Raw genomic sequence first — 17,209 nt, 5'->3', positions numbered from 1 at the left:
GTTAGTCAGTTAGTCAGTTAGTCAGTTAGTCAGTTAGTCAGTTAGTCAGTTAGTCAGTTAGTCAGTTAGTCAGTTAACCAGATTTAATGGGCATTGGCTGTTGTTCAATCGGGCAATTTGATCTGTCAGAAGCTTTCGTATTCCGGGAACAAATGCTGTGGTATTGCCGCCAAGGTGGGGAGTGATTAACAGGTTCGGGCATTCCCAGAGAGAATGATCAGGATGTAAGGGTTCCGGATCTACCACATCCAGCGCGGCATGCAGTCTCCCTGTATTCAGTTCATTGATCAAATCGTCTGTAACCACGACTCCTCCTCTTCCAACATTGACCAACAAAGCATCATCAGGTAGCAGGGATAAAAATTTATGGTCTACCAGGCTCTTCGTTTCCCCGGTCAGAGGAAGAGCAAGTATGACGATTTCCGCGTGAGGCAGACAGTCAGTTAACTTTTCAAACCCCATGATTTCACCGATTTCATCTGTTCTTGCCGTCCTGCTGATCCGTGACAAAATCACTTCAAAAGGCATTAACCTACTGGCAATAGCGTCACCAATGTTTCCGGCCCCTAAGACCAGAACCTTACGGTGTTGCAATGATTTATGCCGTTGTTCACGCCAGACTCCTTGCAACATATCCTTTGCTGCGATATCGATATTCCTGAGTGAGGCAATAACCAGGCCAATAGCCAGCTCCGCTGTTGACGCAGCATGGACACCTGCTGCATTTGATAATTTTACTCCTGTAGGAAGGCAGTTCAGCACATTATCGTAACCTGTACTTTGTGTCTGTACCCATTTCAATGCGGGCAAATTATTTAAAACATGCAGAGTATGGCTATCGTGTTGATAGGGTAATACCACCCCTGTCACTACCTGCCTGATATCTTCAGACAGTTCGTTTCCATCAGGCCAAAATACGATATTGACCCTCCCATCATCCCTCTGAAGTACTTCAGCCAAAGACTTATCCGGCACAGTAATAACCTGTGTTGTTGCACTATCCATAATTATTTCCTCTTACCGATGGCTAAATGAACGATTGCTTAGTACAGCATTTGGAACTATAAACCACATATGGAACCAGCGTCGATATAATTTTTGCAGCACTCAGCACGATGTTTAGTGAAAATCATTAGTTATATAGGGAGTAATCAATGACTGCAGTCGGACTTACTGATCAACCAACTGAATCAGGAAAAATGACATTACTCGCGGGCAGAGTATTGAGTTTATTTACCGCAGAAGTTGCAGCACATGAAATGCAGCAGCAAGCATCGGTAAGACTAATAAAAGGCACAGGAATCGAGGGAGACAGATATGCAAAACAAGAAGGACGCTGGTCAGACAGACCGAAACCTGAACATCAACTCACACTGATTGCTGACGAAGTTCTTACCGATATTAGTCAGACGTTAGGGATAAATTTTAGTGCCCGGGAATGCCGGAGAAACATTATTACCGAAGGCATAGATCTTAACCTGCTCGTCGGCAAAAGAATTTCAATCGGAAGTACCGTGATTATTCTCGCCACTAAACTAAACCACCCCTGTCGATACCTGGAAAGATTGATCGATAAGCCTGTCATGGAGCCTCTGCTTGGCCGCTCAGGTTTAAATTGTGAAATTTTAACCGGTGGGATTATTTACCCTGGTGATGAGATAAAAGAGGCCAGATAATGACAGTGCGACTGCTAATGAAAGTCAGAGTCGATAAAATATCCACTCTTTCACCTGATATTAAAGCAATTGAATTCACCCCGGCAGATCGGGAATTCTTCCCTGCCTGTACCGCAGGTTCAAATATCATATTCAGAATGAAAAAAGGTCTTAGTCGCCAATATTCTTTATGTAATCACCGTGATCCGCGACGTTATCGTATTGCTGTAAAATTAGAGCCATCAGGTCGAGGCGGTTCTCAATTCGCGCATGAGTATGTTCGGGAAAATGAACACTATTTTATCTCGTATCCACAGCCAGACTTTAGTCTCAGCTCATTGTTTTCAGAGTATATATTTATTGCTGGTGGGATTGGCATTACTCCAATACTTAGTTTTATCTATGAACTCGCAGACAAAGATAAGAAAATGACACTTCATTATTGTGTCCGTCATCAGCGAGAGGCTATTTTTCTGGATGAGCTCAGTAGATTACCCGTCAATGTAATAATGCACTGCTCTGAGGAAGGTGAACGACTGGACATTAATCATTTATTAAGTGTGCGCCCCAAAGATACTGCACTTTATTACTGTGGTTCAGTACGGTTTAATCAGTCTGTATCTGAGGCTTGTCACCACTGGCCTTCTGGCACAACATTTTCCGAGAACTTTTCAGCACCTCCTGCTCCGGAGGGGGTTATGGGTGACCCCTTTATTGCTGAAATTCCTCGCAGTGGGCATACATTACAAGTCACTGCGGAAAAAACATTGTTACAGGTATTACTCGATGATGGCGTCGATATTGATTATTCGTGTGAAGCGGGCACCTGCCGGAGTTGTATTATTGATATCATTTCCGGAGAAATTCAGCACAAGGATCATTGTCTGACAGAAGAAGAAAGGAAAACATTAATGACTCCCTGCGTCTCACGTGGTAAAGGGATAATAGTTATAAACTCACTCTGATTAATTACGTTAACTACCGTGGAGGAAACTTGAAAAACATTAACCATATTATTCAACCGGATGGACTGGTTGCAGGAAATGGCTGGTCTCATATTGTTTCAGGAAATGGCATACCAGCATTTATATCGGGTCAGGTATCTGTCGATCAGCAAGGCTCAGTTATTGGCATTGGTGATATGGAAGCACAAATTCGCCAGGTCTATCACAACCTTGAGCTTTGCCTCAAATATCTTAATACTGACTGGCAGCATGTGGCTAAAATAACGTATTACGCAACTGATATTACAATCGCACTTCCACTAATGAGAAGGATTCGCGAAGAAATTATGCCACCAACAATGAGAGCATCAAATACATTCGTCGAGGTTTCTGCTCTTGCGCATCCTGATTTATTATTTGAAGCAGAAGCCTTCGCCTTAATCGATCTTTAAATAAATTATAACAAATCAAACCTCTCTACCAGGTAATTCATTAATGTGAGGCCTGAATTATGTCACTAACTTATGAAAGCAGCACCAGGAGTGCCCTAAAGTACAGTATCCGCTGGAGAATGATTTCATTAATTTTCATCCTGTACACTATTAACTGTATTGACAGGATCTCTCTGTCTCTTGCAATGCCGGATGTCACTAAAGAATTTAATTTATCTCCGGAGGTTCAGGGGATCATATTAAGCTCATTTTTTTGGGCATATTGTGCATTTCAGTTACCTGGCGGCTATCTGGTTGATAAGATTGGAGCCAAAAAAGTTCTGGGAGTGACCTCTATATTTTGGGGAGTATTTGCAGCTATTGGGGGTCTGGCCATGGGAGGATTTACACTTATCTTAAGCCGGCTTGGACTGGGGGCTTTTGAAGCCCCGTTTATGCCCGCCGCCAACAAGATTGTTAGCCAATGGTTACCCGATAAGGAGAAAAGCCGGGGTATCACTTTAATAGATAGCGGTGCTGCACTCGGGTCCGCTGTCGGCGCAATCATAGTGTCTTCATTAATCGTCTGGTTTGGCTCATGGCGTGCCGCATTCCTTGTTACTGGCATAGTCAGTATGATTGTTGCCTATATCGTCTTTCGCAAAGTCAAAGAGTTCCCTTATCAGCACCCTAATATTACGGAACATGAGCTGCATGTTATCTCCGCCCCGCTAAGCCCTGTGAGTGTTTCAGTGAATCAACAGGCAGATACTGACAGAAAACTGGATACTGTTTCATTGGTATTTATGTTTTTTGGCCGCATAGGTTTCGCTATGGTTTTCTTTGGCCTGGTAACATGGGGACCGAGTTACCTGGTACATGAAAGAGGACTGAGTCTGCAGTATTCCGGACTAGCAACCTTCTGCATTTTCCTGGCTGGCACTCTGGGAGAAATAAGCGGTGGATTTATTTCCGATAAATTTCGGGGAAAATTAATCTTCCCGCGGGTACTTAGAATCTTATTTCTGGTATCGGGCGTTGTCTCCCTCGCCTCTCTGGCCTCTATCGGTTATATACACAGTGTAACCCTGGCCGTAGCTATAATCTGCCTGGGATTTTATTTTGAAATGTTTGGCGGACTTTACTGGTTGATACCGGGAATGATAACTTCACATAAGAACCTTGGTTTTGTAGGTGGCGTTCTGAATTTTGCAGGACAAATAGGTGGAGCGACAGTAGGTATTGCCTCAGGAATCATTGTGCAACATTACGGCTATCAAGCTATGTTAGTTTATTATGCCGTCTGTGCCGCAGTGTATCTGGTTTGCTCACAATTTATCAGATTCAGAAATTAACCGTTGTACAGAAAATAAGAGAATAACTGCAGGGAGCCAGAGCTCCCTGCAAAAAATTACTGTTCAATCTCTTTGTAATGATGTTCTTCATAAGGTTCGGTGAGGTAACTATTCACCACATCATCAAAGTGTTGCCAGTGTGGCGTTTTCTGGTGTCCACCCAGTGATTCTTTATCTTTCCAGTGCTCGATCAGGACATAGAAATCAGGATTAGCATTATCCTGCCATAATTTATAAAACTCACAGCCTGATTCTTTGTTTGATTCAGTCACCATATGTGTGAGCTCTTTCAGAAATTCACTTTTCTTCTGTGGATTAACCTTAAAGAATACATTCAAAGTAATCATAAAATTCTCCATAAAGTAGGGTAAATACCAGTACTACCTGATGAAGTATAGTTCATAGCTCAACTTAGTCAGTTAATTTTTATTAATGGTCATATTTCACAATTAGTGAACATTAGAAGAAACAAGAGGGGATATAATGTTTATAAGCAGAGTGGGATTGCAAAAAGATATATAATCGTTTAACGTCACCCTGTTCTATATTCCGGAACAGTAATCCTTGTTAATCGTGGGCAATACTCCAGGCATTCAGGCTATATCAGTATCGATTTATCATGCCATCCCTTTCAGCTGCAAGCAGAAATCAATTCCGCAACACTGAACATGAACGCAATGTTGCGGTAAATAACTCCGGGGAGAATTAACGCCAACCCAGGGCCGGTGCAACATGTTTAAGAATGGAGTCCATCACATGTACACAATAATCAACACCCAACTGATTAGGGATGGTGAGTAGCAAAGTATCCGCCAGAGCAATGGCTTCATCTGCTCTTAACTGTTCAATCAGTTTATCCGGTTCTGCGGCATAACTGCGCCCGAAAATCGCACGGGTGTTTTCGTCCAGATAGCCAATCTGATCGCCGCCCTGAGACATACCGCCGAAGTAGGCTTTATCCTGCTGGTTGGTCAGTGCAAATATACTCCGGCTCACCGACACTCTCGGAGTATGGCTATGACCGGCCTGCTTCCAGGCATCCTGGTAGATACGGATTTGCTGAGCCTGTTGCACATGGAAGGGTTCGCCGGTTTCGTCGTCTTTCAGAGTTGAGCTTTGCAGATTCATGCCCTGCTCCGCTGCCCAGCGCGCCGTGGCATTCGAACCAGACCCCCACCAGATACGGCTTCTCAGTCCTTCAGAAAAGGGTTCCGTACGCAGTAACCCCGGTGGATTCGGGAACATCGGCCGGGGATTGGGTTTGGCAAATCCCTCTCCGCGAAGTGCATCGAGGAAAACCTCGGTATGGCGGCGGCCCATATCAGCATCGGATTCACCTTCCTGAGGGCGGTAGCCAAAGTAGCTCCAGCCATCAATCACCTGCTCACCTGAACCGCGACTGATGCCCAGTTGTAACCGGCCACCACTGATCAAATCCGCAGCCGAAGCCTCCTCGGCCATATAGAGTGGATTTTCATAACGCATATCAATCACCCCGGTACCAATTTCAATTTTCCGGGTACGGGCACCGGCAGCCGCCAGCAACGGGAAAGGTGCGCTCAGTTGCCGCGCAAAATGGTGAACACGAAAGTACGCGCCATCCACACCGATTTCTTCGGCGGCAACCGCCAAATCGATGGACTGGGTCAGTGCATCTGCGGCACTGGCAGTAGCTGAATGGGACGAAGGTGTCCAGTGACCAAAAGATAAAAATCCTATTTTTTTCATAGCATAAGCGCCTGATAGTAGATTTGCGTCATATGAAATGACATCTGAGTAGTCAGCAAGCAGGTATTCGCAGTATAGACCTGAATAAGGTTGAAGTGGATTTCCAGTGCCATTAATGTAACTCCTGCCCGCAGTTGACTAGCCACCGACACTGCTTCCCACCGCTCCCCTTGCCACATCCTGCCGACGATTATTTCATTAATGAGTCAGATCACCAGATTATCATGCCAAAGGTTACTAATCAGAATATTACTTTAAAACCCTCAGGTTATCCGGATACTTTACGATATCCATCGGAGAGATTAAATTTCTTACTTACTGATATATATGAAATATTTATATTAAGACAACGAAAATAGCGCCGTAGCCAAAAAATAACCAACCACAGAGAATATTATCGACAAAAAGTCATTAAATAAAAATTTTAAGCTAGTTGCCTGTTTCGATGGAGAGATATATTCTACACGCAATTTAATATACCAGATGATATCGCTGCCTCCAGGCGATTTATCCAACATATCAGACCTTATAACCCGAGGAATACCACCATGTTCTCTGCGCAATCCCGCCTGCGTCATGCGGTTGCAGATACTTTTGCGATGGTCATTTACTGCACCATTGTTAATATGATGATCGAGATATTTTTATCAGGTATGACATTTCAGCAATCGCTGTCATCACGACTGGTGGGTATTCCGGTTAATATTTTGATTGCGGTACCTTATGGTGTGTACCGCGATTTACTGATGCGCAAGGCAAAATATTTCAGTCCCGCAGGATGGGTAAAAAGCGTGGCGGATATTGTGAGTTATGTGACGTTTCAGTCGCCAGTGTATGTGGCGATTCTGCTGTTTGTCGGCGCTGACTGGCACCAGATTACTGCGGCGGTCAGTTCTAATATTCTGGTCTCGATGGTAATGGGCGCTGCCTATGGTTATTTTCTCGATTTCTGCCGGCGCCTGTTTCGCGTCAGCAACTCCCTGCCAGTCTGAGCCTTAAACGGTGCCGACAGCAACCGCAGTGACTGCCGGCATGTCGTTAATCTATCCTTGTGATAAATTGCTCCACGGGACGACGGACTTTCTGAAGATTAACCAGCCAGTCCCCCTCCTTTGCCCGATAGCCCAGAGGTAATATAACCACACTACGCAGATTTCGTTCTGGCAAACCAAGAATAAGGTCAATCGCCTGAGGATCAAATCCTTCCATCGGGGTGGCATCCACTTGTTCCATCGCGGCCGCAATAAGTGCTGAGCCAAGACCGATGTATGCCTGCCGGGCAGCCGCTTGATAATTATTTTCCTGTCCACGTTGGTTGACAATAGTGAGCAGTAACTGTCGGTAGTTTTCCCATGCCGGGTGACTGGTGCCACGAATATCATTAGTCAAATCAAACATCATATTCACCCGTTCAGGGGTTATATCGTGCCATGCAGCAAAAACCAGCAGATGAGAACAATCCGTTATCTGTGATTGATCCCAACTCACCTGCCTGATTTTTTTTCTAAGCTCCGGGTTTGTGATCACTATGACTTCAAAGGGCTGAAGTCCGCTACTGGTTGCTGTCAGCCTTATTGCTTCAAGGATACGGTCAAGTTTTGCATCGTCTACTTTTAGATCCGGGTCGTATTTTTTCGTCGCATAACGCCATTTCAGGGCTTCAATTAACTGACTCATTAAAATATCCTCATTATCAGACACAGTATTTATTACACTTAAACTGCAACCCCATTACTCTGTTCCGGGCGAATTATAAAGTTTAAAGGTAAGTTGAAGGTCAAGCAGATTATGAAAATAGGTGAAGTGGTCAGACTGACAGGAATACCTGCATCAGCAATCCGTTATTATGAAACACAGGGAATTATTCAGGCTCCCGGGCGTGAAGGTAACGGCTATAGGAGTTATACCCCGGGCGAAGTAGCAAAACTGCTGCTGATTAGGGATGCTCAACGTCTGGGATTTACACTGGAAACTATCCGCAGCCTGTTTCTTAACGATGGAAGTTGCTCCATGTCACTGACTTTGGAACAAATAAGACTGCGTCTGCTGGAACTGGAACGTATCGAGTCAAGTCTCAAAGCACAACGGACTGAGTTGATCAATTTACAAAAGGTGTTGGAAGACGGACTGAACAAAGGGGATATTCCACCGTTCGAAGCCTGCTACAGAATGAGTCCCTGAGAGAAACTATATTCCAGGCTCCGGTCAGTCACGGGAAAGTATCAGGATAGACTGGCTGTCAGAAGCAAAATGCCTGTGACGGCCAGCTGTCATATGTCACTCAGGCAATCATATGAGATAGTTTGCCAATCTGACTAATTTCTACAGAAATGTTATCGCCAGGGAACATAAATAACTGAGGAGTGCGTGATTTACCTACACCTCCGGGAGATCCGGTGATAATCACATCTCCGGGCGCCAGCGGAGTAAAACAGGTGACATAAGCAATGATATTGGCCACGGTATGGATCATGTTAGCCGTTGAATCCTGCTGTACTTGCTGACCGTTCAGAAAAGTCCGGATATCAAGTTGTTGTGGATCAGGAATCTCATCACTGGTCGTCATCGAGGGCCCAAACCCGCCCGTCTGGGGCCAGTTTTTGCCGGCCGTAAACCAGGTAAACTGCATATCACGCACCGTCGCGTCCATAAAGCAGCTGTATCCGGCCACGTACTGCAACGCCTCTTCAGCCGGAACCTGATGAGCCGGTTTACCAATAATCACCGCCAGTTCACCTTCGTAGTCGAACTGTTCACTACTGGCCGGTTTTTGTAAAGGTGTCTGATGTGCAGACAGAGTATCGGCAAACCGGATAAACAAGGTCGGGGCCGGATTGGTTTCACCGAACTCTTTGCGCTTTTCGGAATAATTCATTCCGACACACAGAATTTTTCCAGGAGATTCGATCACCGGCAAAAATGAAATCTCATCCAGTGAGTAATCGGCAGGATAATCAGCGAGTACTTTCAGTTCATCGACGGCCTGAGCCATAAGTACCGCTTTCAGGTCTGCATAGTCGGTATATTTAGCGGCGTCTGTGACACCATTGTCCCTGAGAATCCCAAAACTGTGGTGACCCGTGGCTTTAATTTTAAAACTACATAACTGCATATTAAATAACTATTCTTATCTTCGTAAGGTGAGGGATATTATTACGGTTTAACAACCACCGATCCAGCAGGAAAATGCTGTTCAGTAAACATATTAACATTAAGCTTGCGATAAATATCACAATTTTCTGCAACCAAATGAAATATAAGGATTTTAAATCTAAACTTTTGCAAGGCAATTTTATGCAAAAAACTGCGTTAATTCAGTGAAAATCCTGATTTATGCAGGCAAACAGACTGGAAGTGTCGCGAAATTTGTCCGAAATTTTGATGATGCGTGAATAACGGGAAATAAGGTGGCCCGGCGCTCGCCGGGCAGGTCGGTCACAGTTCAGCGTATCCGCCGGTCCCTTCCGGCCAGGGTGTCAAAAGATCATAACCTTCTGAGGTCACCGCAATCGTATGTTCCCACTGAGCAGACAACGAACGGTCTTTAGTCACTACCGTCCAGCCATCAGACAACACACTGGTCGCCGCTTTGCCGGCATTAATCATCGGTTCAATGGTAAAAATCATCCCCTCTTCCAGCACGGTCCCGGTACCCGGAGTGCCGTAATGTAACACCTGAGGTTCGGTATGATAGATCTCGCCCACCCCGTGACCGCAATACTCTCTTACGACCGAGAAACCGGCATTTTCGGCGACAGACTGAATCGCTGCACCAATATCACCCAGCGTGGCGCCTGGCCGGACAGCCCGGATACCGGCAACCATCGAATCGTAAGTCGTCTCCACCAGCCGTTTAGCACGAATCGATGGCTCACCGACGTAATACATGCGACTGGTATCGCCGTACCAGCCCTCTTTGATCACGGCCACATCAATATTCACGATATCGCCCTTTTTCAGAACTTTTGGTGCCGGTATCCCGTGACATACGACATGGTTAACGGAGGTACAGACCGTTTTGGTATAACCGTGATAGCCAATATTGGCCGGAATCAGCCCCTGAACATTGACGATGTAATCATGGCAACGTTTGTCCAGCTCTTCTGTTGTGACGCCCGGCACCACAAACGGGGTGATCATTTCAAGAACTTTGGCGGCCGCATGGCCCGCTGCGCGGGCCAGCTCTATTTCGTCCTGAGTATGTAGTTTTATCTCTGACATTAAGCACTCTCTGTAGTCGTTGACAATGGCGAGGGTTGTCCGACCAGCATACCGATCGCAGCCTCACCATTTTCTAATTCGATACGCACTAATTCGCGGGTCAGCTGTGGGTAGGTTAACTGAGGGTACATTTCTGCCAGCATACCAATTTTCATCCAATGCTCTGCCTGAGCATTTATGGAACGACTCATTGCGTTACTGGCGATCCGCAGATTGCTATGCATTAACTCATTGATTTTAACAATACCCATAAACAGCCTATATAAAACGTATATGTTTTATATAATGCCATGTCTGTGCAATGATGCCAAATCCCTGTGGGTCGGTTATGTGACATAAGGTGCGACGATTACGACAGCACATCAGCCCGAAATGGTAGCAAAGAACCACTGATTATCGGTTCTGGTAGCGATGGCCATTGCTCAGGTCATTTATGAAGGAAAAAAACTCATTCATTATCGTCCCATGGTAAACGGATTAAGGAAATTACTGCTATTACTGAAGCTCTGAGTTCCGCGAGCGATATGGCAAAAAACCGTGGCTCTGACAATGATTGCGGTTAATCTGGATTCTGACGCCGTCGTATCATTCTGCTTATCGGGATGTAATATTTCGAATTTGACCAGATGCGGTGCTTTGTTGTTAATTTACGGCGCGGTTTTGTTTACACCCACCCTGGTAACATCGGGAATTGAACCGAACAAGGCTATAAACTCTGGCAGGGAAAATTACAGACTTTCTCTGATCTTTATTGAGAAATCTAACGGCAAGTACCGGACCACTCCTGGCTGCGCTGCAGGCTCATCCAGTAGCCGGGCAATCAGATCGCAGATCGTTGTCAGATCCTGATAAATAATCACATCCACCGTGCCGTCGACTAATGCCTGTTCCCAGCCAACAAAAGGACCGTGGCATATCATGAATATTTCATCCTTACGCGGATGATTACGCAGAGAATCAATAATGCCACCGACGCCACCACATGGGGCATAAATCAGATTAAGCTCCGGATGCTCCAGCAACAATTTATTGGTCTGGATTTCCGCATAGCGAACATCTTCCAACGTATGTAATGGGCCGGTAATTTGCGGTCGCAGATTTTGTTCTCTGAACCAGGACCTGAAACTACTTTCACAATCTTCCTGACAAAGAAAACGGTTATTTCCCTGAAATATCGCCACATTGAGTTGATTACCGGTCAACCGTTGGGCCAGCCAGGCGGCTGCTCGCCCTGCTTTACGGTCATCCAGCCCGATATGAGCCATCTGCCCGGAATGAGACAGCGGTGAAAACAGGGTAAATATCCGCGCACCTGTTTCGGCCGCTTTACTGATGGCCAGTTTGACCTGAGGATCATCCAGTACCACCATTCCCAGCACATCCACCTCTTTTGCCAGCCTGATAATGGTGGCACTCACTGTGTTGAGATCACGGATATCACAGTCCACCATCACAGGTACCACTTCCTGCTGATAGTGTTGGCTCAGGCGCTGGCTAATCTGCGTGGTCAGCATTTCATAAATACTTCCTGCGACCCGCGGCACGATCATCCCGATGCGGATCGTTTTAGCGGCCACCATTGCGGGAGGCCTGAACTGAGAAGTCCCCTGGAAGTTAAGCGTTGTCATCGCCGTCTGAATTTTATCGGCAGTGGTTTGCTTTACCTGACTGCGGCTGTTCAGGTAACGGTCAACCGTCGCTGCCCCTACGCCTGCTTCCCTGGCAATATCTTTTAGCGTGACTTTTCTGGCGAGTTTGTTCTTTCGTTCAGACATTTCAATTTAACCTCATTATTTTTTGAGGTATTTACATCAAAACACCTCTCAAAGTTGTAACATAATAATGCAATTAACATAACATAATGATTTTAAAACAATTAATTCATCCACTAACAAACTAATGATAATAGACCTTTAAATTTAACAATTCTAAAATCTTGCCAATCCTGCGTTAACATATTTCACTTTCGTTAACACAGGCGTGACGTCTGAAACAGAAAGCGCCCTGCTGTTTTGATGGTTTTCATTGCTGATGACCTCAGAACCAGAGGTTCTGACTAACAATGACGTCAGGGTTCACGCCGGGTAACAGATAATTCTATTACGCGTCTCCGGAAAGATAAACCACCCTTCCCAATAAAGGATCAACAGCAATGAAATTTGTTATAGATCAGGAAACTGATGCAGGAGAAATTTCTGCATCACGTCGTAGTTTCCTGATAAAAACAACAGCGTTATTAGCCTCATTCACCTTGATTCCGGCACACGCAGTCATTACCGCTCCTGCTGGCACGTCACTGATATCGCAATTACAGAAAACCGCTCAGTTTTTAACCGAAAGCCAACAGGATCCGCAGCTGATTAGCCGTGCAGCCAATGCCCTGTTGAAAGTTAACAGTAATTTCGCCGCTGATCTGCAACAGCTCTCTAAGCTGATTGAAGATAATAAGATAAACAACGTCAATGAACTCAAAACCTCAGAAATGTTTGAGGGCAAGCCACAACAAACTGCCAAAGATATTCTGTCTGCCTTATACCTGGGTTATGCAGGTACGCCAGTAATGTTGTCATCAGAAGATAACGTGGTGTTTGTGGCCTATGCACAGGCATTGACCTATCAGCTCACCAAAGATTTCACCCCGGTTCCCAGTTATTCCCGCTGGAAAAGTGGCTATTGGGCCCATTTGCCGGCAGGCGTTTAACTGATAACAGAAAATTCAAAAACTTTTAATGAATATAAAGGGTTACTACTTTGGCTACAGAATTTGATGCAGATGTGATTGTCGTAGGGTCAGGGGCCTGTGGTTCTAACCTGGCAAATGAACTGGCGGTAAAAGGAAAATCGGTGATTTTACTGGAAGCCGGTGCCAATGTGCCGCGCTGGAAAATTCTCGAAAACTTCCGTAATTCCGGCCGCCATTATGACCGCAATAATGCCTACCCGAATAATCCCTGGTCGCCGACCAGTAATACCCCGGGATATATCGAAAATGATGGTGAGTTTCGTGAGCAACCCGGCATGCTAAAACTGGTAGGTGGTACGACCTGGCACTGGGGTGGCGCCACCTGGCGGTATATCCCTAACGATTTTAAACTGAAGACGTTGTATGGTGTGGGCCGCGACTGGCCCATCAGTTACAGCGATCTGGAGCCCTTCTATACCCGTGCCGAATATGCTATCGGAGTGGCAGGTTCAGACACAGAAGATCAGTCAGGCCAGAACCCGGGGATAGCCTTCCCGCCACGTTCTAAAACCTACCCGGTGGATCCGGAAGAAGATATCTACAGCAATGCCAAGCTGAAGGCTGCCCTGTTACCGCATGGTCATAGTGTTGTCCATGAACCAACCGTGCGTATTCACCGTCCTTATGACGGACGTCCGGGGTGTCAGGGAAATAATAACTGTGACCAGGTCTGCCCGATTGGCACCCTGTATAACGGTTCCGTTCATGCAGATAAAGCCGTGCGTAACGGTGCAAAACTGATCACCGATGCCGTGGTACACAAAATTACCAAAGGGGAACAAGGTAAAATCACCTCCGTCAGTTATCTGACTCCAGCCGGTGAAGAACATACACTGACGGCTAAATATTTTGTCCTGGCAGCACACAGTTTCGAGACCTCGAAGCTGATGCTGATGAACGATATCGGCAATTCTTCTGACATGGTCGGCCGTAATCTGATGGACCATATCGGTCTGAGTATGAACTTCCTGGCGGATGAACCGATGTGGGCAGGACGCGGTCCGGTTCAGCAGGCCACTATTATGACCTGGCGTGATGGTGATTTTCGTTCCAGATATTCCGCCAACAAACACTCTTTAGCCAATAACAACCCGCAAATCGATATTGCTCAACGGGCAATCAACGAGGGATTGATGGGTAAGGAACTGGACGCGCGTATTCTCGACTGGTCCTCGCGCTGGATGTCAATCTACAGCTTCCTGGAACCCCTGCCAAACCCGGCCAACCGGGTACAGCCAAACCCGGCATGGAAAGACAGCCTCGGGTTACCGGGCATCAAAGTGAATTTTGATGTAGATGATTACACCAAGCTGGGTGCACAACACATGGTTGAACAGTACAAGCAGATTGCAGGACTGATGAATGGTCAGATCATTGATTTAAATACTGCTTTCGAAAACCATGACCACCTGATGGGTACCATGATTATGGGTGACAATCCTAAGGACTCGGTGGTGAACCATGAATGTCGCAGCCACGATCACCCGAATCTGTTTATTGCCTCTGTTGGGGTGATCCCTGCGGCCGGTGTCGTCAACCCGACACTGACCGGCGTGGCACTGGCTATCCGTTCAGCTGACATCATTGCAAAGGAGGTATGAGATGAAAAAATACTCTGCTCTTCTGACTCTGTCAGCCGCGGTCCTGTTTTCCCCTCTGGCCCTGGCGGCCGGAAGCACCAACAGTGATTTGGTCAGTCGTGGTGAATATCTGGCACGGGCCGGTGACTGTACTGCCTGCCATACGGCCGCCGGCGGGGCCGAATATGCCGGCGGGTATAAATTCAATATGCCCATGGGGACTATCGTAGCACCGAATATTACCTCATCGACAAAATACGGTATCGGAAACTGGTCTGAAGCCGATTTTGCCAAAGCGGTGCGTCAGGGGGTTCGCCCGGATGGTTCCCATCTCTATCCTGCGATGCCTTATACATCTTACGCCACTGTAACCGATGAAGATATGCAGGCGTTGTATGCCTACTTCCGTACCGTTCCGGCGGTCGATAAAGCACCGGCTGCCAAAAACGACCTGAAATTTCCGTTCAACCTGCCTGGCCTGATGGGGATCTGGAATGCGCTGTTTACCAGTGACGCTCCGTTTAAATCAGATCCGGCACTGACCGCTGAGCAAAACCGGGGGAAATATCTGGCAGAAGGACTGGCTCATTGTTCAACCTGCCACAGCCCACGTAATCAGATGATGGCTGAGGATAGTCATCAGTTCCTTGCCGGAAATCATGTCGATGGCTGGCTGGCACCTAATATCACCTCTGATGCCGTCAGCGGTATTGGTGGCTGGAGCCAGCAGGAACTGACCGAATACCTGAAAACAGGCAGTGTGAAAGGTAAAGCTCAGGCCGGTGGTCCGATGGCAGATGCCATCGAACACAGTTTCAGTCACCTGTCAGACAGTGATTTAGCCAGTATCGCCGCGTGGCTGAAAACAGTGCCTGCCATCCAAACACCGGGACAGAAACAACCGTCGTGGGATGCCGCTCCGGACAGCAAGGTGGACTGGACCCGCTATCAGACCGGTGGCGGTAAAAACAACTCCCCTGCTTACCGCGATTCGTCAACCACTGACGGTGCCGTGCTGTATGACAGCAGTTGTGCTGCCTGCCACCAGGAGAGTGGTCAGGGTTCAGATGACCATTACTTTCCGTCGCTGACCCATAACAGTGCCGTTGGCGCAGCTGACCCGTCAAATCTGGTGATGGCGATTGTCGATGGTATACACCGCAAAACTCCGCAGGGCGAAGCGGTTATGCCAGCATTCTCCTCAGACACTCAGGCCATTCACTCCTGGTTGAATAATGACCAGATTGCGGCAGTGGCCAACTATGTCACCGAAAAATTTGGGCACGGAAATGCAGGGCTGACCGGCGCCGATGTAGAGAAAATCCGTAGCGGCAACAGCAATGTTCCGTTTCTGATTAAAAATGCAGCCGGTTTGACCATTGGCGGGATAGTGATTGTCGTTATCATTATTGCGTTACTGGCGACCCGTAACCGGAAAAGACGCCGTTAACTGAGCGATCCCGGCGGGAATTTCACCGCCGGGAATTTCCCGGATTACTGCTGGCAAACCGTTAATAACTGCTGGCGTAACCAGCGGTGTGCAGGATCATTTTCTGACCTTGGATGCCACATCTGTGAAATGGTTATGGTCCCGGTCGCCACAGGTAACTCGAACATATGGAGTGCAGAAATCCCGCCACTGTCAGCCACACCTGGCTGGTTTTTCATAAATGACGCCGGCACCAGAGCAATCAGTTCGGATTCTCTGACCACTGCCAATGCAGCAGTAAAGCCTGGCACCACCGCGACCACATTGCGGGTTAATCCCAGTTCAGCCAGTGCATTATCCACCGGGCCCTGATATTTTCCTTGCCGGGAAGACGCGATATGTTGCCAGCGGACATAATCCTGTAATGTCACCTCCGGCAGTAAAGCCAGCGGATGGCGGCTACTGACCACTCCGACAAACCGGTCACGAAACAGCGCCTGCAGTCGGATTTCCGGACCTGAGTCCCCCACCACACCAATTTCGATATCCACCAGACCTTCCCGCAGATAACGGGCAGTTTTGTCCGGCTTTGGCGCAAAGCGTAGCCGCACTCCGGGGGCTTGTGCTGCGACTTCAGCAATCAACATGGCCCCGAAGGCATTAATAAATCCATCGTTAGCCCGCAGGACGAATGTCCTTTCAAGGGTGGCCAGGTTAACCCCGGAAACATCAGGACGCAATAAATCCCTGGCAGCTAAAACGGTATCGCGGGTACGCTCGCGGATCGCCCCGGCATAGGGTGTCAGCACCATCTCCCGGCCCGCGCGCACCAGCAAAGGGTCTCCCGTGACCTTACGCAACCGGCTTAGCGTCCGGCTCATCGCGGAAGCACTCAACCCAAGACGCCTGGCAGCCGCGACGACAGAACGGGTAGCCAGCAGGACATCCAGTGCGGTTAACAAATTTAAGTCAGCCTCTTTCATAGCGGTTATTCCTGATGATTCTGTGAGCAGGCGTTTGGTGCAGGTTATAACTGCAGATGCTGCGCCTTCCGCCTTATATCCTGACAGAGTATATTTCTGTCTCAGGCAAATCAACGACCTGCCGACGGGCAACCTTGACA

Annotated in this window: 18 protein-coding genes; 9 read left to right on the top strand and 9 right to left on the bottom strand. The window is 47.2% G+C overall.

Annotation, left to right across the window (positions count from 1 at the left end):
* Positions 1–69 precede the first annotated feature (69 nt).
* Positions 70–1,005, bottom strand: a complete 936-nt coding sequence (locus HA49_RS04055; protein ID WP_038020652.1) for an NAD(P)-dependent oxidoreductase — start codon at positions 1,003–1,005, stop codon at positions 70–72.
* 149 nt (positions 1,006–1,154) lie between these two features.
* On the opposite strand from HA49_RS04055, the gene HA49_RS04050 reads away from it, so the two are divergent.
* The 4 genes from HA49_RS04050 to HA49_RS04035 all read left to right on the top strand — a co-directional run bounded on the left by HA49_RS04050 (position 1,155) and on the right by HA49_RS04035 (position 4,385).
* On the top strand, positions 1,155–1,676 hold the full coding sequence (locus HA49_RS04050) for an MOSC domain-containing protein (protein ID WP_156994543.1): 522 nt from the start codon (positions 1,155–1,157) through the stop codon (positions 1,674–1,676).
* Entirely contained in the window at positions 1,676–2,620 is a 945-nt protein-coding gene (locus HA49_RS04045) for a PDR/VanB family oxidoreductase (RefSeq protein WP_038020650.1), read from the top strand. The genes HA49_RS04050 and HA49_RS04045 overlap by 1 nt, the downstream gene beginning before the upstream one ends.
* Before the next feature lie 29 nt (positions 2,621–2,649).
* Complete coding sequence (locus HA49_RS04040; protein ID WP_052752427.1) at positions 2,650–3,051, top strand: RidA family protein; 402 nt, start codon at positions 2,650–2,652, stop codon at positions 3,049–3,051.
* A gap of 119 nt (positions 3,052–3,170) precedes the next feature.
* Positions 3,171–4,385 (top strand): MFS transporter, encoded by a 1,215-nt coding sequence (locus tag HA49_RS04035; RefSeq protein ID WP_052752426.1) that lies wholly within the window; start codon positions 3,171–3,173, stop codon positions 4,383–4,385.
* Positions 4,386–4,441: 56 nt separating this feature from the next.
* Here the strand turns inward: HA49_RS04035 and HA49_RS04030 are convergent, their stop codons facing one another.
* Both HA49_RS04030 and HA49_RS04025 read right to left on the bottom strand, forming a co-directional pair.
* The gene (locus HA49_RS04030) at positions 4,442–4,732 is read right to left on the bottom strand and encodes a putative quinol monooxygenase (protein ID WP_038020902.1); all 291 of its coding nucleotides are present in this window, start codon (positions 4,730–4,732) and stop codon (positions 4,442–4,444) included.
* Positions 4,733–5,090: 358 nt separating this feature from the next.
* Complete coding sequence (locus HA49_RS04025) at positions 5,091–6,113, bottom strand: LLM class flavin-dependent oxidoreductase (RefSeq protein ID WP_038020648.1); 1,023 nt, start codon at positions 6,111–6,113, stop codon at positions 5,091–5,093.
* Positions 6,114–6,661: 548 nt separating this feature from the next.
* On the opposite strand from HA49_RS04025, the gene HA49_RS04020 reads away from it, so the two are divergent.
* Positions 6,662–7,105, top strand: a complete 444-nt coding sequence (locus HA49_RS04020; protein WP_038020647.1) for an L-alanine exporter AlaE — start codon at positions 6,662–6,664, stop codon at positions 7,103–7,105.
* 46 nt (positions 7,106–7,151) lie between these two features.
* On the opposite strand, the gene HA49_RS04015 is transcribed toward HA49_RS04020, so the two are convergent.
* Entirely contained in the window at positions 7,152–7,790 is a 639-nt protein-coding gene (locus HA49_RS04015; RefSeq protein ID WP_038020646.1) for an NAD(P)H-dependent oxidoreductase, read from the bottom strand.
* A gap of 111 nt (positions 7,791–7,901) precedes the next feature.
* On the opposite strand from HA49_RS04015, the gene HA49_RS04010 reads away from it, so the two are divergent.
* Positions 7,902–8,294, top strand: coding sequence for a MerR family transcriptional regulator (locus HA49_RS04010; RefSeq protein ID WP_046791666.1), 393 nt, complete (start codon positions 7,902–7,904; stop codon positions 8,292–8,294).
* A 100-nt stretch (positions 8,295–8,394) separates the two neighbouring features.
* Here the strand turns inward: HA49_RS04010 and HA49_RS04005 are convergent, their stop codons facing one another.
* The 4 genes from HA49_RS04005 to HA49_RS03990 form a co-directional block, all read right to left on the bottom strand.
* Positions 8,395–9,225: a fumarylacetoacetate hydrolase family protein gene (locus HA49_RS04005; protein ID WP_038020645.1), complete on the bottom strand. Its 831-nt coding sequence runs from the start codon at positions 9,223–9,225 to the stop codon at positions 8,395–8,397.
* A gap of 323 nt (positions 9,226–9,548) precedes the next feature.
* On the bottom strand, positions 9,549–10,334 hold the full coding sequence (gene map, locus HA49_RS04000) for a type I methionyl aminopeptidase (protein WP_038020644.1): 786 nt from the start codon (positions 10,332–10,334) through the stop codon (positions 9,549–9,551).
* Positions 10,334–10,585, bottom strand: a complete 252-nt coding sequence (locus tag HA49_RS03995; protein WP_038020643.1) for a ParD-like family protein — start codon at positions 10,583–10,585, stop codon at positions 10,334–10,336. Before HA49_RS03995 ends, map begins: the two co-directional genes overlap by 1 nt.
* 477 nt (positions 10,586–11,062) lie before the next feature.
* The gene (locus tag HA49_RS03990) at positions 11,063–12,109 is read right to left on the bottom strand and encodes a LacI family DNA-binding transcriptional regulator (RefSeq protein ID WP_038020642.1); all 1,047 of its coding nucleotides are present in this window, start codon (positions 12,107–12,109) and stop codon (positions 11,063–11,065) included.
* 377 nt (positions 12,110–12,486) lie between these two features.
* Between HA49_RS03990 and HA49_RS03985 the strand changes: the two genes are divergently transcribed.
* Genes HA49_RS03985 through HA49_RS03975 form a run of 3 tightly spaced genes read left to right on the top strand, consistent with a single transcriptional unit; the run spans position 12,487 to position 16,107 of the window.
* Complete coding sequence (locus HA49_RS03985; RefSeq protein WP_038020641.1) at positions 12,487–13,035, top strand: sugar dehydrogenase complex small subunit; 549 nt, start codon at positions 12,487–12,489, stop codon at positions 13,033–13,035.
* A gap of 50 nt (positions 13,036–13,085) precedes the next feature.
* A complete protein-coding gene (locus HA49_RS03980) occupies positions 13,086–14,678 on the top strand; it encodes a GMC family oxidoreductase (protein ID WP_038020640.1) in 1,593 nt (530 codons plus the stop codon).
* A 1-nt stretch (position 14,679) separates the two neighbouring features.
* Positions 14,680–16,107: a cytochrome c gene (locus tag HA49_RS03975; RefSeq protein WP_046791665.1), complete on the top strand. Its 1,428-nt coding sequence runs from the start codon at positions 14,680–14,682 to the stop codon at positions 16,105–16,107.
* A 44-nt stretch (positions 16,108–16,151) separates the two neighbouring features.
* Here the strand turns inward: HA49_RS03975 and HA49_RS03970 are convergent, their stop codons facing one another.
* Positions 16,152–17,069, bottom strand: a complete 918-nt coding sequence (locus tag HA49_RS03970) for a LysR family transcriptional regulator (protein ID WP_038020639.1) — start codon at positions 17,067–17,069, stop codon at positions 16,152–16,154.
* Positions 17,070–17,209 lie beyond the last annotated feature (140 nt).

It is taken from the genome of Tatumella morbirosei (genome assembly GCF_000757425.2).
Classification (GTDB): domain Bacteria; phylum Pseudomonadota; class Gammaproteobacteria; order Enterobacterales; family Enterobacteriaceae; genus Tatumella; species Tatumella morbirosei.
The sequence above is the reverse complement of the archived record's forward strand: the minus strand, read 5'-3'. Positions and strand labels throughout refer to the sequence as shown.